Genomic DNA, 23196 nt, shown 5'->3' on the forward strand with positions numbered 1-23196 from the left:
ACGGGTAATGGCTGAAGAAACTCCTCTCGATAAGTTTAAACAAGCTCTCACCGGAGCATCGCGCGCTATCGCAAAAGACGCAGAGGTTGAGGTTGCGTGGAGCGCCGATGTGCCCGGCGCGAGCGGAAACCGCTTCCGTGTGCCATTGCCGGGCCGCGATCTGCCCGTGGAGCAAGTTGCCGAGGCAAGAGGGTTCTCCGACAGTTTTTCACTTAAATTACGTCACCACAACGCCGGATTACACGCTCAGAATGCGCCGCCTGAACCGGTTGCAAGAGCCTGCTATGATGCGGTGGAGCTTGTTCGATACGAAGCTCTTGGGTCGAACAATTATGACGGAATGCGTGAGAACCTTGATGCAGCGTTGATGGTCCGCATGCAGACAGATCCGATCACTCGGGCACAAAAGTCAAACGAGGTCCCGCTTCAAGGTGCGTTAGCTTTGCTGGTTCGAGAGAAACTGACGGGGCAAGCGATCCCGGAAGTCGCGAAGGCTGGTGTCTCAATGGTCCAAGAATGGATCGAGGACACAGTAGGCGGTGGCATCGATGGCTTAGTTGACAATGTAAACGACCAAGAAGCGTTCCAAAAACTCGCCCTTGATATGCTGCGCGACTTGGATCTCACCCGTCCGGCAGAGGAGCAGGATCAGGGCGACGATGACGATTCTGATGAGGACGATGGTCAGGACGAAGAGGACCAAGGCGACGAGCAGCAAGAGGGTGAGGCAGAACCCGATGCCGCTGATGCGGCTGGCGAGATGCAAGAAGGCGAAGCAGACGGCGACACCGAAGCCGAAATGCAGGGCGATGAGGATTTCGAAGAAGGCGAACCGGGCGAAGACGGCGATGCCTCCAACGCGCCGACCCGCCCCAATCGCCCGCAGGCCGATATTCCCGAAGGGCTCGATTACAAGAGCTTCACGGAGAAATTCGACGAAGAAATCCTCGCACCGGAGCTATGCGATGCAGAGGAACTTGACCGTCTGCGCGCCTATCTCGATAGCCAGCTGACAGGTTTGCAAGGGGTGGTGACACGGCTCGCCAATCGCCTGCAACGCCGCCTTATGGCGCAGCAAAACCGCAGTTGGGATTTTGATCAGGAAGAGGGCGTTCTGGACGCAGCGCGCCTGTCCCGTGTGATTGTGTCGCCGGGCACGGCGCTGTCTTACAAGGTCGAACGCGATGTCGATTTCAAGGACACGATTGTGACCTTGCTGATCGACAATTCGGGGTCCATGCGTGGCCGCCCGATCTCTATCGCCGCGATCAGCGCCGATATCCTTGCGCGCACTTTGGAGCGGTGCGGGGTGAAGACAGAGATCCTTGGCTTTACCACCAAGGCATGGAAAGGCGGCCAATCGCGCGAAGCATGGCTCGCCGATGGAAAGCCGCAGCAGCCCGGCCGCCTCAACGATCTGCGCCACATCATCTACAAACAAGCGGACGAACCTTGGCGCCGCGCGCGCCGCAATCTCGGCCTGATGATGCGCGAAGGATTGCTGAAAGAGAACATCGATGGCGAGGCGCTTTTGTGGGCGCACTCACGCCTCGTCTACCGCCCCGAGGAGCGCCGCATTTTGATGGTGATTTCCGACGGTGCACCGGTCGATGACAGCACGCTCTCGGTGAACTCAGCCGGATATTTGGAGGCACACCTTCGCGGCGTGATCGACTGGATCGAAAACGTCTCGCCCGTGCAATTGGTCGCCATCGGCATCGGCCACGACGTAACCCGCTACTACCGCCGCGCCGTGACGATCATGGACGTCGAGCAATTGGGCGGCACGATTATGGAGCAGCTTGCGGAGCTGTTCGAGGATGAGAAGGGGCCTAAGCGGCGGTGAGTCAAGGCGAGCGTTATCTTCCCGCATCAGATTTTCTTTGCATGATTCTCAACGAGGAGGTTCCATTGACTGGAAGCGAGTTCGCGGAGAAGAACGTTCAACGCTTAATTGAATTCACTCGGGACAAGGATACCAGCAATCGAGATTGGGCGACCTTATTTCTTGCTCAATTAGCAGAATATGACGGATTAGAGCGCCCGGACATTGTCGCAGCACTCCTGACCGCTGCCGAAGATTCTGACCAAAACGTCCGTTCAGAAGCAATTCTTGGCCTTGCGAAGCTAAAGCATGAGAAAGCACCCTCATTGGTCGGACTTGAACTGAAAAAGGTCAACGCGAGCATGCAAATTTTCGAAGCGGCAGAACTGCTGGCCGACCCAACTTTGGTCAATGACCTTGAAGATTTCCAAGACGAAAGTGATGAACCTTTCGTCGATGAGGCGGCGAGAAGAGCTTTAGAAGCATGTCGCAAACACAATGGGAGAGCAAAATGAACGTAACAGAAGCCGTAACCAGCCGCCGCTCTGTGCGAATGTTCACTGACCAACCGGTCGAACTCGAAACCATTCGCCGCGTGCTAGACACTGCGCGTTGGGCAGCTTCTGGTTGCAACTTCCAACCTTGGGAAGCTGCCGTTGTTACCGGGGAATCCCTCAAACAACTGCAAGCCAAAATCATCGAAAACGGCCCGCAAAAGCCTGAATATGATTGGACTGCTCCCGAACAAGAACCCGCCTACAAATCCCGCCTTCATGCGGTGGGAGCTAGCATGTTTGGCGCGATGGGCATTGCGCGCGGCGACACCGAAGCGCGGATGAAGGCGATGGGCCGTAACGCCACATCTTTCGATGCGCCCTGCGTTATGTTCACGTATTTCCCGCGCTTTATGAAAGAGCCGCAGTGGTCGGACACGGGCATGTGGCTGCAAACGGTCGCGCTGCTCCTGCGCGAAGAGGGACTGGATAGCTGTTATCAAGAAGCGATGGCGATGTATGCGGACACGATCCGCGATCATCTTGGCCTCGATCACGAGCGTTATATGCTGTTTTGCGGCATGGCGATTGGGTACCGCGACGCGCAAGCACCCCTGAACAATTATGAACGCGAGCGTGTGCCATTGGATGAGCACGTCAGCTTCCATGGGTTTGAGTAAGCGCGCATGAGCCGTATTGATCCGCCAAGCGAGGAACAGCTCACACCCGAACTTAGACAAGGCATGGCCATGGCAGAGGCGTTTATGGGCTTTCTGCCCAACTCCTCTGTCTCCATGGCGCATTGGCCAGAGCTTGCTCAAACTTTTGCACCGTTTGCAGCCAACATCTTGGGCGGGGGCGAACTGGATCGTTCACTCAAGAATATGATCGCAGCAGTGGCCAGCAATGCGGCCGGGTGCCGGTATTGCTCCGCCCACACAACCCATCAGGCGCACCGCGCGGGCGGAGACGCCGAGAAGATTGCCAAGGTTTGGGAATACCAAACCAGCGACCTGTTCACCGATGCCGAACGCGCCGCGCTCGATTTGGCTTTGGTTGGCGGGCAAGTTCCCAATGGCGCGACCGACGCGCATTTTGACGAGCTTAAAAAACACTATTCTAACAAGCAGATTGTTGAGATTGTTGCGGTGATATCGCTGTTTGGTTTCCTCAACCGTTACAACGACACGATTGGCAGCGAGTTAGAGGAAGAACCGCTCAACTTTGCGAAAGAAACCTTTGCGCAGCGCGATTGGGACGGTTGACCCCGGCGAGGGCTTGCATAAAAGCGCCTGATTATGACCGGCCTTAAACTCTTCAACTCGCTCACCCGCGAGATCGAGCCCTTCACCCCCGTCCACGAAGGCGAGGCGCGGGTCTACACTTGCGGGCCGACGGTCTACAATTACCCGCATATCGGCAATATGCGCGCCTATGTGTTTGCGGATATTCTGGGGCGCGCGCTCAGCCACCAAGGGCTCAAGCTTACGCATATCATCAACATCACCGATGTGGGCCACCTCACCGATGATGCAGATGAGGGCGAGGATAAGATGGAGAAGATGGCGGCTGAAAAAGCGCAGTCCATCTGGGATATCGCAAAGCACTATACCGAGGCCTATTGGGCCGATGTCGAGGCGCTTGGCATTCGCGCACCCGCCAAATGGTCAATCGCAACCGACTATATCGAAGAGATGTTGGAGTTTGCGAAAAGCATTGCGGACAAGCACTGCTATGAACTGGAAAGCGGGCTATATTTCGACGTTGCTTCAATCGAGGATTACGGCCGCCTTGCGCGCGCTGTTACCGAAGACGGTGAAGGCAGGATCGATACGGTTGAAGGTAAGCGCAACGCGGCGGATTTTGCGATTTGGCGCAAGACCCCTGCTGGCGAAACGCGCCAGATGGAATGGGACAGCCCATGGGGCAAAGGCGCGCCGGGCTGGCACCTTGAATGCTCGGTCATGGGCGAGAAGCTGCTTGGTTTCCCGTTTGACATTCACACCGGCGGCATCGACCACCGCGAAATTCACCACCCCAATGAAATTGCGCAGAACCAAGCGTTTTGCGGCTGCGGGGGGCTATCCGAAGCGCGCAATTCGGGCGCGAACATCTGGATGCACAACAACTTCCTAGTTGAGCGGTCCGGCAAAATGTCTAAGTCGAGCGGAGAGTTTCTTCGCCTGCAATTGCTGCTTGGCAAAGGGTACCACCCGCTGGCCTACCGGATGATGTGCTTACAGGCGCATTACCGCTCTGAGCTTGAGTTCTCTTGGGAGGGGCTTGAGGCCGCGCTTACGCGGCTTAAACGCATGGTAATGCTCGTTGAGCGGTTAAAGGATGCGGAGAGCCAGCCGATGGCCGAGCACCAGAAGTTTGCAGCATCCCTTGCCAAGTTTGAAGAAGCGATTGCGGATGACTTGGGAACCCCGGTCGCGCTTACCGCTTTGGAAGACGCTTTGGCGGTCAAAAAGGTCGCGCCAGAGATTAAGCGGGCAGTGATCGAACATATGGACGCGGTTTTGGGGCTACAGCTGTTTGAGCTTACCCGCGAAGACTTGCGCATTCGTCCGGTTTCTGCCGAAATCAGTGAAGCCGAGATCGAAGACGGGCTTGCCCGCCGTAAAACCGCACGGGCCGAAAAGGACTTTGCCTCATCCGATGCGATCCGCGATGACCTCGCAGCAAGAGGCGTAGAGGTGATGGACGGCGACCCGCTGGGTTGGGAGTGGAAATTATGACCAAACTTGCTGCCTCTGGCCTCATTCGCCCTTTGCTTGAACCCCAATTGCCAGAAGATATCGAAGTCAGCTGGTTTATGACCCACGAGGAAGCTCTCGAAGCGGTCAAAGGCGCGGAAATCGGCTGGTTCGATATGAATGAGAAAGAAGCGATGGCGGCTGCCCTGCATGCAGCGACCGACCTCAAATGGCTCAATTCTATCTATGCGGGCCTCGATTTTCTGCCGATGGATGTGCTGGTTGATCGCGGGATCACCGTGACGAACGGCGTTGGCATCAATGCAATCACCATCGCCGAATACACCATCATGGGCATGCTCAATATCGCCAAGGGTTACCGCGATGTGGTTCGCGCACAGGAGCGCCGCGAATGGTTGATGGACAGCCCCGGTAAGCGTGAACTGGCTGGCTCCAAGGCGCTGCTCTTGGGCTATGGCGCGATTGGCAAACTTATCAAACCACGCCTTGAGGCTTTCGATGTAGACGTCACCGTCGTGCGCCGTTCAGGGGGCGAGGGTGTGCTGACACCCGATCAATGGCGCGGCAAATTGGGTGAGTTTGACTGGGTCATTCTGGCAGTGCCCTCAACGCCTGAGACCGAGAATATGATCGGGGCGGAGGAACTCGCCGCGATGAAGCGTGAAGCGGTTCTTGTGAACATTGCACGCGGCGAAGTGGTCGATCAGCTCGCTTTGATTGAAGCGCTTAAGGCACGGTCGATCGAAGGTGCATTCCTCGACGTCACAACGCCGGAACCACTCCCGAATGAGCATGAATTGTGGACTTTGGATAACGCCCATATCTCAATGCACTTGTCTGGCCGCGCGCAGAATATGATGTTCATCCGAAGTGCGCAGCGCTTCCTTGAAAACTTGCAAAAATACCGGGAAGGTGAGCCAATTGCGCCAATTTTTGATCCGAAATTGGGTTATTGATCCCCTTAAGGCGCCCATGTCTGATGCAAATTGTGCATTGTGCACTTGGAATCTGATGGATTCCTGCAATACTCTTGCGCGTACACAGGGTATTGCGCGCGCTCTAGGATTTGGAATGCAGCGCGCCGCGTAACCCAATTGTTATTCTAAGCGAACACAGGGCTATGTCTTAGCCCGCACCGCCAACCTTATTGTTGGGTGCAAAACGGGGGAAATTGCGATTATGACTGATACAAAAAAAGCGTCCGACGTATTCATCGAATGTCTGGAAGCAGAAGGCTGCGAATACATCTTTGGTGTGCCGGGTGAGGAGAATTTGGACTTTCTCGATTCGCTTGGCCGCTCTGACAAAATCAAGCTGATCTTGACGCGCCACGAACAAGGCGCAGGTTTTATGGCGGCAACCTATGGCCGTCATACGGGTAAGACCGGCGTTTGCGTTGCGACGCTTGGCCCGGGAGCTACGAACTTTGTGACCTCTGCGGCTTACGCGCAGCTTGGCGGTATGCCGGTTCTGATGATTACGGGTCAAAAGCCGATCAAGAAATCAAAGCAAGGCCGTTTCCAAATTGTCGATATCGTCTCCCTTATGGAGCCGGTGACCAAATATTCGGTTCAAATCGCTGCAGGCGACAACATTCCCAGCCGCGTTCGCGAGGCCTATCGCCTCGCCGAAGAGGAAAAGCCTGGCGCAACTCTGATCGAGCTGCCTGAGGATATTGCTGAAGAGCCCACGAGCGATTGGAAACCGCTTCCAAAAAGCGTCGCGCGCCGTCCTTCTGCAGAATCCAAAGCGGTTCGTGCAGCCGTTGAAGCGATTGAAAAGGCGAAGCACCCCGTCCTTGTGATTGGTGCTGGTGCCAACCGCAAAACCGCCGGGCGTATGCTTGAACAATTGGTTGAGAAAACGGGCATTCCTTTCCTTACCACGCAAATGGGCAAAGGCGTGATCGACGAACGCCACCCCAAATTCCTAGGCTGTGCAGCTTTGTCCGCGGGCGACTTCGTCCACCGCGCAGTTGAGGCAGCAGACTGCATCATCAATGTCGGCCATGATGTGATAGAAAAGCCGCCGTTTTTCATGCAGGACAACGGCGTGACAGTCATCCACGTCTCCACCAACACCGCTGAGGTAGACCCCGTTTACTTCCCACAAATCGAGGTGATTGGCGACATCGGCAATGCAATCTGGCAAATCAAAGAAGACATCTCGCCCAACCGCAGCTGGAACTTTGATAAGGCGCTGTCTTACCGCGCCGCAGAAGTGGCGCACACGACACCGCTTGAAAACGACACGCGTTTCCCGATCTTCCCGCCGCACCTCGTAAAGCAAGTGCGCGACTGTGTGCCGCATGACGGCATCATCTGCCTCGATAATGGGGTTTACAAGATCTGGTTCGCTCGCGGGTTTACGGCCTATCTGCCCAACACGGTTCTGCTCGACAATGCGCTGGCGACCATGGGTGCAGGCCTACCAAGCGCGATGATGAGCGCGATGCTGTATCCAGACCGCCATGTGATGGCGATCTGCGGTGACGGCGGGTTTATGATGAACTCTCAGGAGCTTGAGACCGCGGTTCGCCTTGGCCTTAATATCACTGTGCTGATCCTTCGCGATGATGCGTACGGCATGATCCGTTGGAAGCAGGCGAATATGGGTTTTGACGATTTCGGTCTCACCTATGGCAACCCAGACTTCGTCAAATATGTCGAAAGTTATGGCGGTCACGGTCACCGGGTGGAAAGCAGTGAGCACCTTACCGAGGTACTTGCGCATTGCCGCGATACGCCGGGTGTTCATCTGATCGATTGCCCGGTGGATTACACCGAGAACGACCAGATCCTGAACATCGACATCAAAAAGCTCAGCAAAGAACTCTGATCGCTCCGGTCGATAAGGACTTATTGTATGAATCTCGAAGTCGTGAACCCATTCACCCTTTCGCCGATTGGCAGCGTCCCTGCCGATTCGTGGGATGTCGTAGATGGCTATTTGACCAAGGCGGAAGCATTGTATCGCAACCGTGATGGTTGGATGAAACCGCATGAGCGCGCCGCAATCCTGCATAAAGCGATGAAAATCATGGAGGAACGTAAGGAACACCTTGCGTTCCAAATCGCGGATGAAGGCGGGAAACCGTTGATGGATGCACGCGTCGAAGTGGACCGTGCCATCAACGGTATGGAGCTTTGCATCCATGAAATGGGATCGCTGAAAGGCACCGAAATTCCCATGGGACTTACCCCTGCGGGTGATGGTCGGATGGCCTGGACGACGCGTGAACCGATTGGCGTTGTTGTTGCGATTTCGGCTTTCAATCACCCGCTCAACCTGATCGTTCATCAGGTTGCCCCGGCTGTTGCCACGGGCTGCCCCGTGATCGTTAAGCCATCGGGCGATACCCCATTGTCGTGCTTCGAATTTGTTTCGATCCTGCACGAAGCTGGTCTGCCAGAAGATTGGTGCCGCGCGACCTGCGCTCCGCGCGATGCGGCTGAAAAGATGGTGACCGATCCGCGCGTCGCCTTCTTCAGCTTTATCGGTTCGGCAGGTGTTGGTTGGTCTTTGCGTTCAAAGCTTGCTCCGGGCGCGCGCTGCGCGCTTGAACATGGCGGTGTGGCCCCCGTTATCGTTGATGCGTCAGCGGATATTGATGCAGCCGTGCCAAGCCTAACAAAGGGTGGTTTCTACCACTCGGGTCAGGTCTGTGTGTCGGTTCAACGCGTCTTCGCACACAGCTCGATCATTGATGAACTCGCGGAAAAACTGACCAAAAGCGTGATGGCGCTCAAAGTTGGCAATGCGACGGATGAAACGGTTGAATGCGGTCCGTTGATCCGGCCAAGGGAAGTCGACCGGGTGTCTGAATGGGTCGAAGAAGCACGGGCAGGCGGAGCGACAGTGCTCTGCGGGGGCCAGAAGCTTTCGGACACCACCTATGCGCCGACCTTGCTGCTTAACCCGCCTAAGGACGCGACCATCTCTCGCAAAGAAGTGTTCGGCCCAGTCGTCTGCCTCTATTCCTATGACAATGTCGATGATGCCATTGCACAGGCAAACTCGCTCGAAGTCGCATTCCAGGCGGCCGTTTATACAAACGACCTAAAGGGGGCGATGCACACATACCGGCATATCGATGCATCGGCAGTGATGGTGAATGACCATTCTGCCTTCCGCACCGATTGGATGCCGTTTGCAGGGCTAAGAAGTTCTGGCCACGGCGTGGGCGGTATTCCGTACACCTGCCACGAAATGACGCATGAAAAAATGATCGTCATCAAGTCATAAGTTTGATGAATTGAAATGATGCTGCGGGGCGAGGCTTTTTAGCTTTCGCCCCGCAGCTGTTTCAACTCTCTTCTAGCAGCAACAGTACCGCCGTTATTTCGAGCCGTTCGTTCATGCCGAAATGGTGATCGACCTCGCGAATGGTTGCATCGGCGACCAATTGACCGGGGATGGAGAATTCATGCTCGGGCAGCAGCTCCATAAGCTCCTCGCCATTGGCTACTGCCTCGGCCCCATCAAAGCGCAAGGTCACCTCGTGCCGCGTGCCGGAAAAGGTGATTGAACTCCACGCCTTTTCCTCATGTTTGACGCATGTGGCGCAGTGTCCAGAGAGTTTTAGGAGAGCTTCGCGAAGACGGTCACCGGTCGTGCGGCGAGCCCGCATTGGGTGCCTCTTCTTCGACTTGGCTTGCTGGCCTTCACCTTGTGCGGATTTGGTCTCAAGTGGAGGGATGCCAATAAGCGCGCCAATGGCGTTCCCGAAGGACGCACGGCCAAGGCGTTGGGGATCAAGCAGCATGGCGAAACCCTTTCACTTCGAGATCAGGTACCGCCTTAAAAGCGGTGTTCGGCGACGCGGATGACAGACGGCGGAAAGAATGCGGGCGAGCACCTTCCGGATTTTGCGCGTCGTATTTAGCCATCCATTCAAGCGTGCGCTTTTCGGTTGCCGGGCGCGGGATTCGGCCCATGCGCAGGTCCAAGACAAAGCGTGGATCGTGGGCCGCAAGACGGCCAAATTTTGTCGCGGCCATTTTGTGCGCCTGTAGGAAGCATTCGACTTTTCTGATCAACATCATGATCCCCTTCGGTGTTCCGTTCCTTGGTTACCGAGCTTCGTCTGCACCGCGAATCGCTCAATGTTCCTATAATGTTCCATTCCAATTCCTACTTGTCTAGGAAAAATCTTTCGTCTAGGAAGGATTTGTAAAGGATGTTCGCCAAAGCAGAGGCATGGGCATCATCAAAAGGGGTTTGAAGATGAGTCAGCCAGATGCACGTAACCGCTTGGCACAATTGTCAAAAGAGCGCGCAGCCAGCCTTGCAAGCCTGTCAGAATTGCTTGGAAGAAACGCCTCTTACCTCCAGCAATTTATCAAGAAGGGCAGCCCGCGAAAGCTGGAAGAAGGGGACCGAAAAACCTTGGCTGAGTTCTTTGGTGTGGATGAATCCGAGTTAGGCGCACCCGATGGAAGGTCGAAGGAAAATTCCTACAAGGCGCGTCTTGTTGCGCAGGATATTGACTATATTGACGTGCCCCGGCTCAATATTGGCGCCTCTGCAGGGCCGGGTGCATTACCCGATAGAGAAAAGCCCTTTGATGCCTTCCGCTTTTCGCGCCGTTGGTTGGCGGAGCAGGGCCTTGAGGGGGCGAAGCTTCAAGCGATCACGGTTGAAGGGGATTCGATGGAACCGCTTCTTAACAATGGTGATGAGATCCTGATCGACACCGCACCGCGGGCGTTCCGGGACGGTGTGCATGTGGTGCGCCTAGGCGATACGTTAATGGTCAAACGCATCGCGCAGGCCGGGGCAGGGCGGTTTTCGCTGCTCAGCCAGAATTTGGCCTATCCGCCGGTAGATGTGGCGGCGGATGAGATGGAAGTGATTGGCCGGGTGGTTTGGAAAGGGGGGCGGATATGATTAATCAAAAGCGCTTTCTTGCAGCCATCCTTTTGGCTTCGATTGTGAACACCATCCTGATGGTGACTGTGTTCAGGAACGGTAATGCGATCTGGGATGGCCGCGCATTCGAGACTGCCTATTGGATTGCATACCGGCCGAACCTTGGATCGGCTGTATTCGTCCAGTTCTTCTCATTGGGATTTACCGGCTCAGGATTGTTCCTGCTTCTTGGAATTGTGCACCATTTGGTCCCGAAATTTGTATCAGGTTGGAAGGCAAAAGTGGTTTTTGTGGCAGGAGGAGCTGGTCTTGGTTTTGCTATCACAAAGCTGCTCGTCCAAATTGAGATAGGTGTGTTTTTCGGTGCCGTCACAGCAGTGTTTTTTGCCTTGTTTTGTCTTGAATGGTTCGAAGAGCGGCGGATTTAGTCTGCGCGTTCTAAGCATCATCCGTTCGCCCTGAGCTTGTCGAAGGGCGCGCGCGTGCTTCGACAGGCTCAGCACGAACGGAGTTTGCATTTAACCCCGCCGCCGTTTCAGCCAATCTTTATGTTCCGCCTCGGTCTGCCTCCAAGCGGCGAACACAGAGAGGCCCTTATCCGACTTACCCGTCCGCCCAAGTGCATAAATCTGGCCATAGAACCAGAATTGCACTGCAAAACTCGCCGCTGCGCGCAGAGCCTTGATGCCGGTTAGGAACCGCAAGGGAGCGGGGAAGAGCGAGAGTTCATCTTCATAGCGGTGGAGGCTAGCCTCCCCTTCCAACAATCGCTTTGGCCCATCGGGATCGGCGCACAGCGGGCGGCCTAGGCCGATCACATCCGCAGCCCCGCTCTCCAATGCCTGTTCCATAGCTGCCTTGCTGCGAAAGCCGCCTGTGACCATCAGCGGCACTTTGCAGGCCTGTTTCATGGCATGCGCGAAATCCACGAAATAGGCTTCGCGCGCGGCGGTGGAGCTGGCGACCTCGGGGTTTTCGGCTGGTTCCATGCCTTCAATGCCGAGCAGTTTGGGCTGTTCATAGGTGCCGCCGGAAATCTCAATGAGGTCCACGCCCAATTCCTCGAGCCATGCGACCACTTGCACGCTGTCTTCAAAGGCAAAGCCGCCTTTTTGGAAATCGGCGCTGTTCAATTTGACGCTGATGGGAAATTCTGGCCCCGCCGCCTCGCGTGACCCACGGATTACTTCGGTCAGGACCCGCGCGCGGTTCTCTAAGCTGCCGCCCCATTGGTCGTTTCGCTGATTGGTGCGCGGGGAGAGGAATTGCGAGATGAGATAGCCGTGCGCACCGTGGATTTGCACGCCGGTAAAGCCGATCTCTTGGCAGGTCCGCACCGCCCGCACGAAGCTAGCGATGATGTCTTCGATCTCGCCGGCCTCAAGTGCGACAGGTTCGCCAAATTGCCCGCCGGGAATGCCGACTTTGACGGCAGAGGGCGCCTTGGGGTGCGGGTTCACGATCTTAAAGCATTGGCGCCCAGCATGGCTGATCTGCGCCCAGAATTGGTTGCCACTCGACGTGCCAGCATCTGTCCACTCGCGAAACTTGGCGCGCTCATCTTCGGTCAGGTCGCGGTCGATGATGACATTGCCGGGGCGTTCCAAATGGTCGGCATCAATCTGTATATTGCCCGAGAGCAGCATCCCCGAACCGCCCTCAGCCCAGATGCGATAAAGCCGCGTGAGCTCCGGCGTCGGCAGCCCTTGCGGGTCAGCCAGCCCCTCGGTCATCGCCGCTTTCGATAGGCGATTGGGCATCACCGCGCCGCAAGGCAGTTTGAGTTCGCTTGCGAGTGTCATTGTGTTTTCTCTCCCCGATTGCCTCGAAGCATAGCAAACTGGTTTCAATGGGAAACTTATTTTTCGTCGAGGCGATCACGCTGACTTGGGTGCACGACCTTTGCCCAGAGCCTCGAGCAAACATGATGTGCCAGATCAAACAGCGCAATTGAGGCGATCGTTGCAACCAGCAGCGATATTCCAAATATTGTCGTACCTCCGATGTCGAAAGCGAAAGCGTTAGACGCGCTGGCGATGGCAAACAAACTGAGCGGCCAGGAAATCATAAAGATCGCCGTACCGATGAATGCTTCTGAGAACCGATAGAGCCATGACTGCTTTTCACGATTGGGCATCGCTAGTGTTCGCTTTCTTAAGTGACAACTCAAACTTACCGATTGAATTTATCCATTCAAGCTACCAAACCGCATCCATGACCGACACGCCAAAACAGCCTCCGATGAAGGCCGCCATCATTCCTGTGACGCCATTGCAGCAAAATTGCTCGCTGATCTGGTGCACCGCCACAGGCAAGGCAGCGTTGACCGATCCGGGCGGCGATCTGGACAAGCTTAAAGACGGCATCGCCAAAGCGGGTGTGACTTTGGAGAAAATTCTCATCACGCACGGCCACTTGGACCATTGCGGGCAGGCGGGCATGTTGGCGGAAGAGCTCGGCGTGCCGATCGAAGGTCCGCACAAGGATGACCTTTTCTGGATCGAGCAACTCGACAGCGACGGCGCGCGTTACGGGATGGAAGCGAAAAGCTTTACCCCTGACCGCTGGTTAGAGCAGGGCGACACGGTGACAGTGGGTGAATTGACGCTCGATGTGATCCATTGCCCCGGCCACACCCCCGGCCACGTCGTCTTCGTCCACGGGCCCAGCAAGTTTGCAATTGTGGGCGATGTCTTGTTCCAAGGGTCTATCGGGCGCACCGATTTCCCGCGCAGCAATCATCAGGACTTGATCGATTCGATAACGCAGCGTCTTTGGCCACTTGGCGAAGACATAACCTTTATCCCCGGCCATGGCCCCACCAGCACCTTTGGTAGGGAACGCCAGACCAATGCCTTTGTCAGCGACTACGCGTTAAGTTAATTTTCGTCGGTCACGAGTGTAACCAAGATTTCCTCGTCAATCGGCTGAGACGGTTCTTGAAAGACAATATCGGTGATCGGCTCGAGAAGCTCGACATCGTAATCGCCGTCTTGTCCTTCGGTTGCGTTTAAACCGGCACCCATATTGTGATTTCGCCATGCTGGCGTACCAAATGCAGGCTTCCCAGGTTTGTGGTTGAGATAACGCCTTGGCTCTCCGCAATTGCCGTCTCGGCTGCCGACGGGGCCAGTTTTACCCGGTTTACCCGCTTGGCCGGGTCGTCCACCTACACCTCGGCTGTCACCGTCACATTCGCCGCCATTCAATCTGAAACGAGATCGTTCGATCGCGTCCCAAATATCGTTTTCACCGACGTAAAAGAAAAGCGAGGCACCATCTCCGCTGCAACCTGCGTTTCCTCCCTTGCCACCGCGCCCAGCGTTGCCACCTCTGCCACCTCTGCCATTATTGCGCCGGCAAAAGGGGCCGTCAGAACGCGCATTTTTTCCGCGTTTGCCCACGTTGCCATTGCTGCCGTTGCCGCCGCGTCCGCCATTGCCCCCGGGAATGCCGGGTAGGTCGAATTCGAAGTTAACCTCGCTTGGATCGCCGCCTTCCACTGTCATTTTCTTTATGAACACAAAAAAGGTGGGCGAGTGACGAGTGCCTCCAGTCCCGCCGGTGCCCCCGGTGCGGCCATGAGCACCTTTGCCGCTAGGGGAGGGCGCGTTCCCTCCGATACCCCCTTCTAGCGAACGCATGTAGGCATCGTAATCGCGAAAGAACCAACGAAAATTCAGAGTTGGAACGGATCGATCTGATTGTTTCACAATAAGCTCGTCGACAATCAGGCAATATGTCTCATTGTCTTTTGCCAAATCCCATTGGATGAACGCCTTGTCGAAGAGGGTCAGGCTCTTCCATTTCATGATCGGCTCATCGAAGAGGATGTCCGTTGGCCCGGGTGCGGCTGGATTTATGTCGAGATTTTGGCCGGTGTAGGGCGCGCGTGCGCACTCAACCAGGATATCAAAAACCTCGGGCAACTCGTGGTTGCTACAAATCGCATCATCACATGTGCTTTCATAGGCCAGCACGTTTTCCTGTTGTTCTGCTTGCATGTTTTCCCCCTCGAAGTTGCTCCGAGCCAACGATTTACTAGGGAATCGCAGTGGTAAAGTGCGAAAGTCACAACTCTGGCAGCCCCAAACCTTTACATCACTCTGCCAGCGATCAGAGCTGCCACGATTGCTAGACCCAGCAGTGTCAGCATCGAAACAACCGTGCCGATTACCCGGCCCACCTGAAACGATCCGCCGTCCATACCAAAGCCGTGTGCGATGCGGCCGATGATGAAGAGCCCGGCGACCCATGCAAGCCACGGATCGCCCCTGCCAGACAGCTCAATCGCGCCGATTAGTATGAGAGCGAAGGGTGCGTTCTCAACAAAGTTGGCCTGCGCGCGCATGCGGCGGATGAGGTTTTCATTGTCTTCGTCACCGATTGAGATCTTTTCGGCCTGACGCACCGCGCCGATCCGAAGCATAAGCCAGATATTCAAAATCGCAGCGGCGCCCGCCGTTGCCAAAGTAACAGGCAGAAGTTCCATAAAGCGTTCCCCTCAAATATGTTTTTAGTTTTGATCAGAAACCGAAATAGAGGGAATAGAAGGGTCTTGCAACGTCCCGCCTGTATCGCCGCCCAATTGCAGCGCAGACAAGCTGGTGCTTGCAAGCTTGGAGTTTTGCGTTATATCGCGCGCCTTCCCGCCATTTGAGGTTAGGACTCGCAATAGCGAAGGTTATTCACCTTGTGCACCTTGCGACCTTGCCGTAAGGGCGTCACCGAAACACATTAAAAGCGCCGGATTCCTGCGCTTTCTAACGCAATATTTAAGGAAATGGCTGAGCCATGGCTGTCCCTAAGAGAAAAGTATCCCCGCATCGCCGTGGAAATCGCCGTGCGCATGATTCGCTGAAAGTGGAGGCGTTCGTTGAATGCTCAAACTGTGGTGAATTGAAGCGCCCGCACATGATGTGCAACGCATGCGGTTACTACAACGGCCGTCTGGTTCTTGCCCCTAAGGGCATTTAAGCCGTCATTATAAAAGGACTTAGCGCATGACCCTCCCGCGTATCGCCATTGACGCGATGGGCGGTGATGAGGGCGTGCGCGTTATGGTCGAAGGCGCAGCGCTCGCTCGCCGCGATCATGCCGGCTTCAAATTCTTGCTTGTTGGTGATTCGGAGCGGATTAAGCGCGCTCTCGAAAACCATCCGGGCATGGCTGGCGCTTCCGAAATATTGCATTGCGATGATGTGATCAGCGGCGATGAACTGCCGTCAAAAGCCATTCGCCGTGCCAAAACCACCAGCATGGGCCTTGCGGTTAATGCTGTGAAGGAAGGCGCGGCTGGCGCTGCGGTAAGTGCTGGCAACACCGGCGCTTTGATGGCGATGAGCAAGATCGCGCTGCGCACTCTTCCCGGAATTGATCGGCCCGCTCTTGCGGCATTGATGCCAACGCTCGAACCTCACGATGTGGTCATGCTCGACCTTGGCGCCAATACAGACGCGGACGCGCGCAACCTTGTGCAATTTGCGGTGATGGGCGCGGCCTATTCTCGGATCGTCAATGGGTTTGAGAGCCCCACTGTACGCCTCCTCAATATTGGCACCGAAGACATCAAAGGCACTGGCGCGCTTCGTGACGCGGCCACTCAATTGACCGAAGCAACCGGGCTCGCGATGACTTTTGATGGTTTTGTCGAAAGCGATAAGATCAATCGCGGCGAAACGCATGTTGTAGTCACTGACGGGTTTTCCGGTAATATTGCGCTTAAAGCCATCGAAGGCTCGGCTCGGTTTGTGACCGATCTGTTGCGGCAGGCTTTTACCAGTTCGCTGCGTTCAAAAATCGGATTTCTCGTTTCACGTCCGGCGACGGAATTGCTGCGCCACCATCTTGACCCAAACAACCACAATGGTGCCGTCTTTCTCGGCCTCAACGGGGTTGTCGTCAAAAGCCATGGCAGCGCGACAGCCAAAGGCGTGGCACAGGCGGTAACGGTCGCCGCAAGCCTTTTGGAAAACCGCCTAATTGACCGGATTGCGGATGATTTGGGTGAATTGGGCGAAGAGGCCTTGAAACATAGCGGAAACGGGCCGAAAGCGGAACCCAACGAAACGTAACGTCAATCATCGGAGCTTTGCTCGTGACACGATCAAGAGCGCCTAGCTCGCGAATATTGGGCTCCGGCTCAGCCCTGCCTAAGCGCATCGTCACTAATGCCGAAATGGCCACTATGGTTGATACCTCTGACGAGTGGATTGTCGAGCGGACCGGCATTCGGCAACGCTACATCGCGGGTGAGGACGAAACGACTTCGACATTGGCAATTCAAGCTGCTCTGGCGGCGTTGGATGATGCAGGCCTGACGCCAGACGACATTGATTTGATTGTTTTGGCCACCGCGACCCCAGACAACACTTTCCCTGCGACCGCGACAAAGGTTCAAAACGCACTCGGATGCAATGGCGGTATAGCTTTTGATGTGGCCGCAGTGTGCTCGGGTTTCCTTTACGCGCTGACCACAGCAGATTCGCTGCTCACCACTGGCATGGCGAAGCGCGCTCTGGTGATTGGGGCAGAAACCTTTAGCCGAATCCTTGATTGGGAAGACCGCACAACTTGTGTTCTTTTTGGCGACGGGGCGGGCGCTATTGTCTTGGAATCGCCAGCTACATCCACATCGGTCGAAAAAGACGGGCAGAAAGACGCTCGGGGAATCTTAGCAAGCCGCCTCCACGCAGACGGCGCTCAGCACGATCTTCTATATGTCGATGGCGGGCCATCAACCACCCAAACCGTTGGACATTTGCGCATGCGTGGGCCCGAAGTGTTTAAGCATGCAGTCGTGAATCTCTCCAATGTGCTTAAAGAAGTCATTGAAGAGGCCGGTGTTTCTGCGGATCAGATCGACTGGATAGTGCCGCATCAAGCAAATAAGCGTATCCTAGATGCGACGGCGCGCAAGCTTAAGATCGCGCCGGAGCGGGTGGTCGTCACCGTTGATCGACACGCCAACACATCGGCCGCGTCTGTCCCGCTCGCATTTGATACAGCGCGCAAGGATGGACGGATAAAGAAGGGCGACCTAGTCTTGATGGAAGCCATGGGTGGCGGTTTCACTTGGGGCGCAAGTCTCATCCGAATTTGATATGCATTTGTATGGATGCGCCAAATTTTGCATGATACCAACACATTGAATTGCGTACGCCTGAGAAAAGGCTTATGCTACCATGGTTTAAGGGATCGCGCCGATTAAGGAGATATGCATATGATGCGTTCAGTTGGCACTCTAACTCGGGCCGATTTGGCCGAGACGATCAATCGAAAGATGGGCTTTAGCCGTGCTGAATCGCTCGATCTGGTTGAGGCGATCTTGGACAAGATGTCCGACGCTTTGGAAAAGGGCGAGAACGTCAAAATCTCAGGATTCGGCAGCTTCGTCTTGCGTGACAAGAATGAACGGGTTGGCCGCAACCCCAAGACTGGTGTTGAGGTTCCGATTACGCCGCGCCGCGTGCTCACCTTCCGCGCTAGTCAGCTGCTGAAAGAGAAAATCGCTGGCGCGTCATAACGCCAACGATTTTGTCAGCTAAGAGAGCGCCGCAATGGTAGAATTCGCCGATGGGAAAGCGAAAAGCGCCTTTCGTACGATTGGCGAGGTTAGCGAGGCGCTCAACATAAAGCCGCACGTCCTGCGTTATTGGGAGCAGCAATTTTCGCTGCTTAAACCGATGAAACGCAGCGGCGGGCGCAGGCTTTACCGCCCAGCCGACATCGAAATGGTCGAAGAGATTGACCGGCTGGTCAATCAAGAAGGCTATACGCTCAAAGGGGCTGAGGCTGTTTTGCGTTCAAGCGGTGTTTCTGGTGCGGAACGCCGCAAGGGCGAACGCCGGGATTTTGACCGCCGCGACGGTGAAGAATTTGCAGGCGCCCCTGCAACTCCACAACCATCGGCTGAACCCGGCGCCGCCGCCTCAACTGCAGAGAGCGTCGCCAAGCTCAAAGAGATCAGAATGCGGCTTGCGCGCGCTATTGAGGCTTAGAACAATTGGCGGGGATCGCGCGGATTTACCGCCCAATCGCTCTATTCAGCCGCCATTAGGGCCGCTTCTCCCAAATCAACGCTTACAAGACGAGAGACGCCTTTTTCGGCCATCGTTACACCGAACAATCTGTGCATACGGCTCATGGTGACGGCGTTGTGGGTCACGATTAAGTAGCGCGTTTTGGTTGTTTGAACCATGGAATCGAGCAGGTCACAAAAGCGTTCGACATTGGCATCATCAAGCGGCGCATCGACTTCATCAAGCACACAGATGGGCGCTGGGTTTGTCAGGAACAGTCCGAAAATCAGCGCGGTTGCGGTGAGTGCTTGTTCGCCCCCTGAAAGGAGCGAGAGGCTTTGTAATTTCTTGCCCGGAGGCTGGGCGTAAATCTCAAGGCCTGCTTCCAAAGGGTCATCGCTATCGACCAGGGCTAGGTGGGCCTTGCCGCCTTGGAAAAGGCGTGTGAACAAGACACGGAAATGGCCGTCGACTTCTTCAAATGCTGCACGCAGGCGTTCGCGGCCTTCGCGGTTGAGATTGCCGATGGAGGCGCGCAAACGCCCAACCGCTTCGACGAGTTCGGCTTGCTCTGATGCGCTGGTGCCGTGCTCTTCCTCGATCCGCGCAAGTTCGTCTGCAGCGACAAGGTTCACCGGACCAATCCGTTCGCGGCTAGCGGTGAGGCGCTCCATCTCTGCACTCTCGGTAGAGGCGGGTTCGACGCGTTCTTCATCAAACTCGAAACGCTCCGCCAAAAGTGGGGGCGGGCACTGGAATTTCTCGCCTGAGATCCGTGCCATCTCGCTTTGGCGGGCTTCTTCGTTCTCGGCGCGAGCAGCAAGGGTGGCACGGCCTTCGCGGGCAACGGCCAATGCCTCTTGCGCAGTGGCAAGCTGGCGATCTGCATCTGCAATCGCATCCTGGCAGCGGTCCATTTCGCTCTGCGCTTTATGCAGCTCATCGGTGAGACGCTTGGCGATGACGTCGCCTTGTTCAATTTCTGCCATCAAAGATGCGGGTTTTGCTGAATAGACGGCGTGCTCTTGGCTGATCTCCTCCAGCCGGTAATTGGAATCAGCCACGCGTTTGGTCGCTTCGCCTGAACGCGCTTCCCAATTGTTTTTATCCGCTTGCTGTGCCGCCAATCGTTCGCGCGACACTGCGAGACCTTGGTCGTGCGCAGCAAGCTGTGCCATTGCCGCCTGAACACTCGATTTCGCGGCCTCGTGCTTTGCCCGCGCTGCTTCGAGTGCGGCGCGGCCAGTATCAGGCGATGGGAGGGCGGAGCGCGCCTGTTCAGCAGCAGCGACTTCGCTTTTTGCGGCCGTAAATTGTTCTTCTAGATCAGCGCTTGTTGCTGCGAGTTCTTCGAGCCGTGCTGCGTTGCGCTCGCGGGCTGACTCTGCCTGATCGAGGCTGCGCAAAGCGCCTCGTTCTTCGTCAATTGCGCCAGCAAGCTCTCGTTCTTGTGCGATCAGGCCGGTCTGCAACGCCGAAAGCTCTTCACGGCTCGATACTTCGTCCGCTTGCGCCTTTTCCAAGGCTTCGCGCAAAGGAGGAAGCTGGACTTCAAGCTCGCTTATCCGGTTGGCCGCTTCAAGCCGCGCGGCCTCGGCTGAACCCTCACCGCGCGCAACAAATCCGTCCCATCGGCGCAGATGACCAGCCTTGGTCACGAGCCATTCGCCCGGATTAAGCGCCCGGCCATCATCGCTGTCGGCCACATGGACAAGGGCAAGACGTGCACGCAGTTCTTCTGGGCAATCAGTGATCTGATCGAGCAAATTGTTAGAAACAGGTGAGGGCCCACCTGTTCCGCCTGTCCAAAACCGTCCATCGGGATTGTCGGGCGGAAGGCCCAAGGGCGACTTCGCATCACGGCCCAGAACGGCTGCAATTGCGCGCTCATACCCTTTGGCAATCTTTACTCTGTCGAGCGCGGCAGGAAGGCCAATACGTCCCTTCTCGCGTTTGGATCGCGCATCGCGGTCGCGCACTAAAGCCGAATATTCGCGTTCAATCCCTGCGAGTTCCGCCTTTGCGCTGGCAAGAGCGGTTGAGGCATTATCGCGAGAGGTTTGAAGCTCACCTTTGCGCGATTGTTCTTCTTCAAGACGAGTGCGCTGGCGTGCGACGTTAGAAGTCGCCGCATCCACTGCCGCTTGCGCTGCAACGACATCGGCTTCGACGTCTGAACAATCGGCAAGCTCTGCGCGCATGGCGGTGATACGTTCGCGCTCGCGCTCTAGCCGGGTAAGCCGGGTATTCGCCTGTTCAATCGCGGCCTCAGCGACACGCCATTCCGCCTCGACCCCGGCGTGATCGGCGGTGGCTTTTGCAAGCGAAAGCTCAGCGGTGCGGCTGGCGCGTTCGGCGTCTTCGCTTTTGTCGGCAAGGGCAGGGCGTTCACTGTCTGCCTTGGTTACGCTCGCTTGAGAGGCCTCAACCTCGCGTTCAAGCCGGGTCAAAGCTTCTGCTGCATCTTTCGTTAGCCGGTCTGCATCCTTCCGATCTTCTTCAAGGCGGGTGCGTTGGCGGTCCAAGTCTTTGAGCCGCTGCTCTGCTGCGTCGAGTTTCTCGGACAAGGCGGCCATACGGTGACCATGCGCGCTCGCATCATCACGGCGATCGGCAAGTTCTTCGCGCGCTTCTGCCAAAGTCGCGGCAGCTTCAGCCTGCTGTGTTTGTGCCTCGGTTGCGGCGGTCTGAGCAAGGGTGACCTTGTTCTCTGCCCCTTGGGCCGCGGCGCGCGCTTCTTTTGCGGCATATGCGGCATCGCGCCAACGGGCGAACACAACGCGCGCTTCGGCGTGTTGGATTTGCTCGGTTAGCTTGGTGTAACGCTCGGCCTGCTTTGCCTGCCGTTTAAGCGATGCCATTTGCGCATCGAGGCCCGCCATTAAATCCTCAAGGCGTTCCAGATTTTTCTCGGTCGAACGAAGCTTGCTTTCAGCATCCTTGCGCCGAACATGAAGGCCAGCGATCCCGGCGGCCTCTTCGAGCATCATGCGCCGTTCGGCAGGCTTCGCCGCGATCACCTGAGCAATCTTGCCCTGACTCACCAAAGCAGGCGAGTGCGCGCCAGTCGCCGCATCGGCAAAGGTCAACGCCACATCTTTCGCCCGAACATCGCGGCCATTGACGCGGTAAGCAGAGCCCGCGCCTCGTTCGATCCTGCGGGTTACGACAAGCTCTTCGCCGCGGTCATCCTCGGCATGCAAGACAACTTCGGCAAAGGCACGCCTAGGCCGGGCATCGGTTCCGGCGAAGATCACATCTTCCATACCGCCCGAGCGCATGGACTTGGCGGAAGTTTCCCCCATGACCCATCGGATCGCTTCCAAGACATTGGATTTTCCGCAACCATTGGGGCCCACGACCCCGGTTAGGCCCGGTTCAATGCGCAATTCAGCCGGTTCTACAAAGCTCTTAAAGCCTGAAAGTTTGAGCCGGCTGATCTGCATCGAAGACGTGTTTTCTTACCTCTTACTCTTGGCGAGCGCCTGCACGTTGCAAGGTCGCTTCAAGGTCTTCCCAGCCTAGCGGATCAAGCTTGCGATCGTTCAGGAGGAATGTTGGCGTTGCCGTGATGTTCAACTCTTCGCCTTGTGCAGCTGAGTTGTCGGCAATGGCTTGAATCGTTGCGGTATCGGTCAAACATGCAAGCTGTTGATCGGCAGAAAGGCCGCGCGCTGCGAAAAAGTCGATGAGCCCAGCCGCCTGCGCGATGCCTGCAAAGCGTTGTTCAATCGGAGCCGCGCCGGCGGTTTCATATGCGGCTTGGTTGCGTTGCACATTCTCAAAAATTTGCGGCAAGAAACCCCATGCTTCGTCGGAAAGGACTTGCATGTTCTCTTTCGCACCGCAGCGAACAAGGGTCGCAACCGTCAGATCGATCGGGTCACGGACCAGATTGCGTTGTTCAAAGCTGACCACGCCAGTTGCGACATATTCTTTGATGCTTGTCTTAGCCTGCGCAGAGAAAGACGCGCAGCCGCCGCATGTGTGTGAGGCGTATTCGACGAGCTTTATCGGTGCCTCTGGGTTACCAAGGACATAGCCATCGCTTTCACTGACATTGACGGTATCCCCCCAATTGGTGCCATCGGGCGCTTCGATTGGGGCGATGACATCGCCTTCAAGTTCGTCCGTTGCAGCGTCCCCTCCGCAAGCGGCAAGGGCAAGTGCGAGCGGGGCGGTGATTGCCAATTTCATAGAGATGCGAAAGGCGGTCATGGCTATTAAGAATCCTCTGATCTAAGCAAAAAGACTATACGTATGCT

Annotated in this window: 24 protein-coding genes; 16 read left to right on the forward strand and 8 right to left on the reverse strand. The window is 56.2% G+C overall.

The features are described 5' to 3' along the window. Positions 1-7 precede the first annotated feature (7 nt). From cobT to ABJ205_RS13065, 8 genes are all read left to right on the forward strand, one after another. The gene (cobT, locus tag ABJ205_RS13030) at positions 8-1846 is read left to right on the forward strand and encodes a cobaltochelatase subunit CobT (protein ID WP_348157229.1); all 1839 of its coding nucleotides are present in this window, start codon (positions 8-10) and stop codon (positions 1844-1846) included. Then, the gene (locus ABJ205_RS13035) at positions 1843-2340 is read left to right on the forward strand and encodes a HEAT repeat domain-containing protein (protein ID WP_348157231.1); all 498 of its coding nucleotides are present in this window, start codon (positions 1843-1845) and stop codon (positions 2338-2340) included. Before cobT ends, ABJ205_RS13035 begins: the two co-directional genes overlap by 4 nt. After that, a complete protein-coding gene (locus tag ABJ205_RS13040; RefSeq protein ID WP_348157234.1) occupies positions 2337-2999 on the forward strand; it encodes a nitroreductase in 663 nt (220 codons plus the stop codon). Before ABJ205_RS13035 ends, ABJ205_RS13040 begins: the two co-directional genes overlap by 4 nt. A gap of 6 nt (positions 3000-3005) precedes the next feature. After that, positions 3006-3584, forward strand: coding sequence for a carboxymuconolactone decarboxylase family protein (locus tag ABJ205_RS13045; protein ID WP_348157237.1), 579 nt, complete (start codon positions 3006-3008; stop codon positions 3582-3584). Between the two features lie 33 nt (positions 3585-3617). Beyond that, complete coding sequence (cysS, locus tag ABJ205_RS13050) at positions 3618-5060, forward strand: cysteine--tRNA ligase (RefSeq protein WP_348157240.1); 1443 nt, start codon at positions 3618-3620, stop codon at positions 5058-5060. Beyond that, complete coding sequence (locus ABJ205_RS13055; RefSeq protein WP_348157241.1) at positions 5057-5995, forward strand: D-2-hydroxyacid dehydrogenase; 939 nt, start codon at positions 5057-5059, stop codon at positions 5993-5995. The genes cysS and ABJ205_RS13055 overlap by 4 nt, the downstream gene beginning before the upstream one ends. Positions 5996-6218: 223 nt before the next feature. Then, a complete protein-coding gene (locus ABJ205_RS13060; RefSeq protein WP_348157244.1) occupies positions 6219-7877 on the forward strand; it encodes an acetolactate synthase large subunit in 1659 nt (552 codons plus the stop codon). A 27-nt stretch (positions 7878-7904) separates the two neighbouring features. Beyond that, positions 7905-9284, forward strand: coding sequence for an aldehyde dehydrogenase family protein (locus tag ABJ205_RS13065; protein ID WP_348157247.1), 1380 nt, complete (start codon positions 7905-7907; stop codon positions 9282-9284). A gap of 61 nt (positions 9285-9345) precedes the next feature. Here ABJ205_RS13065 and ABJ205_RS13070 read toward each other — a convergent pair whose 3' ends face one another. Beyond that, on the reverse strand, positions 9346-9804 hold the full coding sequence (locus tag ABJ205_RS13070) for a hypothetical protein (protein WP_348157250.1): 459 nt from the start codon (positions 9802-9804) through the stop codon (positions 9346-9348). Then, a complete protein-coding gene (locus ABJ205_RS13075; RefSeq protein ID WP_348157464.1) occupies positions 9794-10039 on the reverse strand; it encodes a hypothetical protein in 246 nt (81 codons plus the stop codon). Before ABJ205_RS13075 ends, ABJ205_RS13070 begins: the two co-directional genes overlap by 11 nt. A 226-nt stretch (positions 10040-10265) precedes the next feature. Here ABJ205_RS13075 and ABJ205_RS13080 point away from each other — a divergent pair, with 226 nt between their 5' ends. Both ABJ205_RS13080 and ABJ205_RS13085 read left to right on the forward strand, forming a co-directional pair. Next, positions 10266-10928: a S24 family peptidase gene (locus ABJ205_RS13080; RefSeq protein ID WP_348157252.1), complete on the forward strand. Its 663-nt coding sequence runs from the start codon at positions 10266-10268 to the stop codon at positions 10926-10928. Next, positions 10925-11338 (forward strand): hypothetical protein, encoded by a 414-nt coding sequence (locus tag ABJ205_RS13085; protein ID WP_348157255.1) that lies wholly within the window; start codon positions 10925-10927, stop codon positions 11336-11338. The genes ABJ205_RS13080 and ABJ205_RS13085 overlap by 4 nt, the downstream gene beginning before the upstream one ends. A 90-nt stretch (positions 11339-11428) precedes the next feature. Here ABJ205_RS13085 and ABJ205_RS13090 read toward each other — a convergent pair whose 3' ends face one another. Continuing rightward, positions 11429-12712, reverse strand: a complete 1284-nt coding sequence (locus tag ABJ205_RS13090; RefSeq protein WP_348510064.1) for an NADH:flavin oxidoreductase/NADH oxidase family protein — start codon at positions 12710-12712, stop codon at positions 11429-11431. Positions 12713-12768: 56 nt separating this feature from the next. After that, the gene (locus ABJ205_RS13095; protein ID WP_348157258.1) at positions 12769-13047 is read right to left on the reverse strand and encodes a hypothetical protein; all 279 of its coding nucleotides are present in this window, start codon (positions 13045-13047) and stop codon (positions 12769-12771) included. Positions 13048-13124: 77 nt separating this feature from the next. On the opposite strand from ABJ205_RS13095, the gene ABJ205_RS13100 reads away from it, so the two are divergent. Then, on the forward strand, positions 13125-13793 hold the full coding sequence (locus tag ABJ205_RS13100) for an MBL fold metallo-hydrolase (RefSeq protein WP_348157260.1): 669 nt from the start codon (positions 13125-13127) through the stop codon (positions 13791-13793). On the opposite strand, the gene ABJ205_RS13105 is transcribed toward ABJ205_RS13100, so the two are convergent. Together ABJ205_RS13105 and ABJ205_RS13110 are read right to left on the reverse strand one after the other, a co-directional pair. Beyond that, positions 13790-14914, reverse strand: coding sequence for a hypothetical protein (locus tag ABJ205_RS13105; protein ID WP_348157262.1), 1125 nt, complete (start codon positions 14912-14914; stop codon positions 13790-13792). The two genes, ABJ205_RS13100 and ABJ205_RS13105, sit on opposite strands and share 4 nt — an antisense overlap. Positions 14915-15006: 92 nt before the next feature. Then, the gene (locus ABJ205_RS13110; RefSeq protein ID WP_348157264.1) at positions 15007-15402 is read right to left on the reverse strand and encodes an MAPEG family protein; all 396 of its coding nucleotides are present in this window, start codon (positions 15400-15402) and stop codon (positions 15007-15009) included. Between the two features lie 302 nt (positions 15403-15704). Between ABJ205_RS13110 and rpmF the strand changes: the two genes are divergently transcribed. From rpmF to ABJ205_RS13135, 5 genes are all read left to right on the forward strand, one after another. Further along, positions 15705-15887 carry a 50S ribosomal protein L32 gene (rpmF, locus tag ABJ205_RS13115; RefSeq protein WP_348157267.1) on the forward strand — a complete coding sequence of 61 codons (183 nt, stop codon included), beginning with the start codon at positions 15705-15707 and terminating at the stop codon, positions 15885-15887. 26 nt (positions 15888-15913) lie between these two features. Beyond that, positions 15914-16984, forward strand: a complete 1071-nt coding sequence (plsX, locus tag ABJ205_RS13120) for a phosphate acyltransferase PlsX (RefSeq protein WP_348157269.1) — start codon at positions 15914-15916, stop codon at positions 16982-16984. 23 nt (positions 16985-17007) lie between these two features. Beyond that, positions 17008-18012, forward strand: a complete 1005-nt coding sequence (locus tag ABJ205_RS13125; RefSeq protein ID WP_348157271.1) for a beta-ketoacyl-ACP synthase III — start codon at positions 17008-17010, stop codon at positions 18010-18012. A gap of 120 nt (positions 18013-18132) precedes the next feature. Next, positions 18133-18435 carry an integration host factor subunit alpha gene (locus tag ABJ205_RS13130; protein ID WP_348157273.1) on the forward strand — a complete coding sequence of 101 codons (303 nt, stop codon included), beginning with the start codon at positions 18133-18135 and terminating at the stop codon, positions 18433-18435. Positions 18436-18469: 34 nt separating this feature from the next. After that, positions 18470-18910, forward strand: a complete 441-nt coding sequence (locus ABJ205_RS13135; RefSeq protein WP_348157276.1) for a MerR family transcriptional regulator — start codon at positions 18470-18472, stop codon at positions 18908-18910. A gap of 41 nt (positions 18911-18951) precedes the next feature. Here the strand turns inward: ABJ205_RS13135 and ABJ205_RS13140 are convergent, their stop codons facing one another. Together ABJ205_RS13140 and ABJ205_RS13145 are read right to left on the reverse strand one after the other, a co-directional pair. Further along, positions 18952-22377: an AAA family ATPase gene (locus ABJ205_RS13140; protein ID WP_348157277.1), complete on the reverse strand. Its 3426-nt coding sequence runs from the start codon at positions 22375-22377 to the stop codon at positions 18952-18954. 22 nt (positions 22378-22399) lie between these two features. Continuing rightward, positions 22400-23149, reverse strand: a complete 750-nt coding sequence (locus ABJ205_RS13145; protein WP_348157280.1) for a thioredoxin domain-containing protein — start codon at positions 23147-23149, stop codon at positions 22400-22402. Between the last annotated feature and the right edge of the window lie 47 nt (positions 23150-23196).

Source organism: Erythrobacter sp. (genome assembly GCF_039988855.1).
Taxonomy (GTDB): Bacteria; Pseudomonadota; Alphaproteobacteria; order Sphingomonadales; family Sphingomonadaceae; genus Erythrobacter.

Bases quoted from the DNA above. Each gene is read 5' to 3' on its own strand.
- cobT (WP_348157229.1), top strand. From the start codon at position 8: ATGGCTGAAGAAACTCCTCTCGATAAGTTTAAACAAGCTCTCACCGGA.
- ABJ205_RS13135 (WP_348157276.1), top strand. From the start codon at position 18,470: ATGGTAGAATTCGCCGATGGGAAAGCGAAAAGCGCCTTTCGTACGATT.
- ABJ205_RS13145 (WP_348157280.1), bottom strand. From the start codon at position 23,149: ATGACCGCCTTTCGCATCTCTATGAAATTGGCAATCACCGCCCCGCTC.
- ABJ205_RS13090 (WP_348510064.1), bottom strand. From the start codon at position 12,712: ATGACACTCGCAAGCGAACTCAAACTGCCTTGCGGCGCGGTGATGCCC.
- ABJ205_RS13105 (WP_348157262.1), bottom strand. From the start codon at position 14,914: ATGCAAGCAGAACAACAGGAAAACGTGCTGGCCTATGAAAGCACATGT.
- ABJ205_RS13100 (WP_348157260.1), top strand. From the start codon at position 13,125: ATGACCGACACGCCAAAACAGCCTCCGATGAAGGCCGCCATCATTCCT.
- ABJ205_RS13130 (WP_348157273.1), top strand. From the start codon at position 18,133: ATGATGCGTTCAGTTGGCACTCTAACTCGGGCCGATTTGGCCGAGACG.
- plsX (WP_348157269.1), top strand. From the start codon at position 15,914: ATGACCCTCCCGCGTATCGCCATTGACGCGATGGGCGGTGATGAGGGC.
- ABJ205_RS13080 (WP_348157252.1), top strand. From the start codon at position 10,266: ATGAGTCAGCCAGATGCACGTAACCGCTTGGCACAATTGTCAAAAGAG.
- ABJ205_RS13140 (WP_348157277.1), bottom strand. From the start codon at position 22,377: ATGCAGATCAGCCGGCTCAAACTTTCAGGCTTTAAGAGCTTTGTAGAA.
- ABJ205_RS13070 (WP_348157250.1), bottom strand. From the start codon at position 9,804: ATGCTGCTTGATCCCCAACGCCTTGGCCGTGCGTCCTTCGGGAACGCC.
- ABJ205_RS13065 (WP_348157247.1), top strand. From the start codon at position 7,905: ATGAATCTCGAAGTCGTGAACCCATTCACCCTTTCGCCGATTGGCAGC.
- rpmF (WP_348157267.1), top strand. From the start codon at position 15,705: ATGGCTGTCCCTAAGAGAAAAGTATCCCCGCATCGCCGTGGAAATCGC.
- ABJ205_RS13055 (WP_348157241.1), top strand. From the start codon at position 5,057: ATGACCAAACTTGCTGCCTCTGGCCTCATTCGCCCTTTGCTTGAACCC.
- ABJ205_RS13045 (WP_348157237.1), top strand. From the start codon at position 3,006: ATGAGCCGTATTGATCCGCCAAGCGAGGAACAGCTCACACCCGAACTT.
- ABJ205_RS13085 (WP_348157255.1), top strand. From the start codon at position 10,925: ATGATTAATCAAAAGCGCTTTCTTGCAGCCATCCTTTTGGCTTCGATT.
- ABJ205_RS13060 (WP_348157244.1), top strand. From the start codon at position 6,219: ATGACTGATACAAAAAAAGCGTCCGACGTATTCATCGAATGTCTGGAA.
- cysS (WP_348157240.1), top strand. From the start codon at position 3,618: ATGACCGGCCTTAAACTCTTCAACTCGCTCACCCGCGAGATCGAGCCC.
- ABJ205_RS13040 (WP_348157234.1), top strand. From the start codon at position 2,337: ATGAACGTAACAGAAGCCGTAACCAGCCGCCGCTCTGTGCGAATGTTC.
- ABJ205_RS13095 (WP_348157258.1), bottom strand. From the start codon at position 13,047: ATGCCCAATCGTGAAAAGCAGTCATGGCTCTATCGGTTCTCAGAAGCA.
- ABJ205_RS13075 (WP_348157464.1), bottom strand. From the start codon at position 10,039: ATGGCCGCGACAAAATTTGGCCGTCTTGCGGCCCACGATCCACGCTTT.
- ABJ205_RS13110 (WP_348157264.1), bottom strand. From the start codon at position 15,402: ATGGAACTTCTGCCTGTTACTTTGGCAACGGCGGGCGCCGCTGCGATT.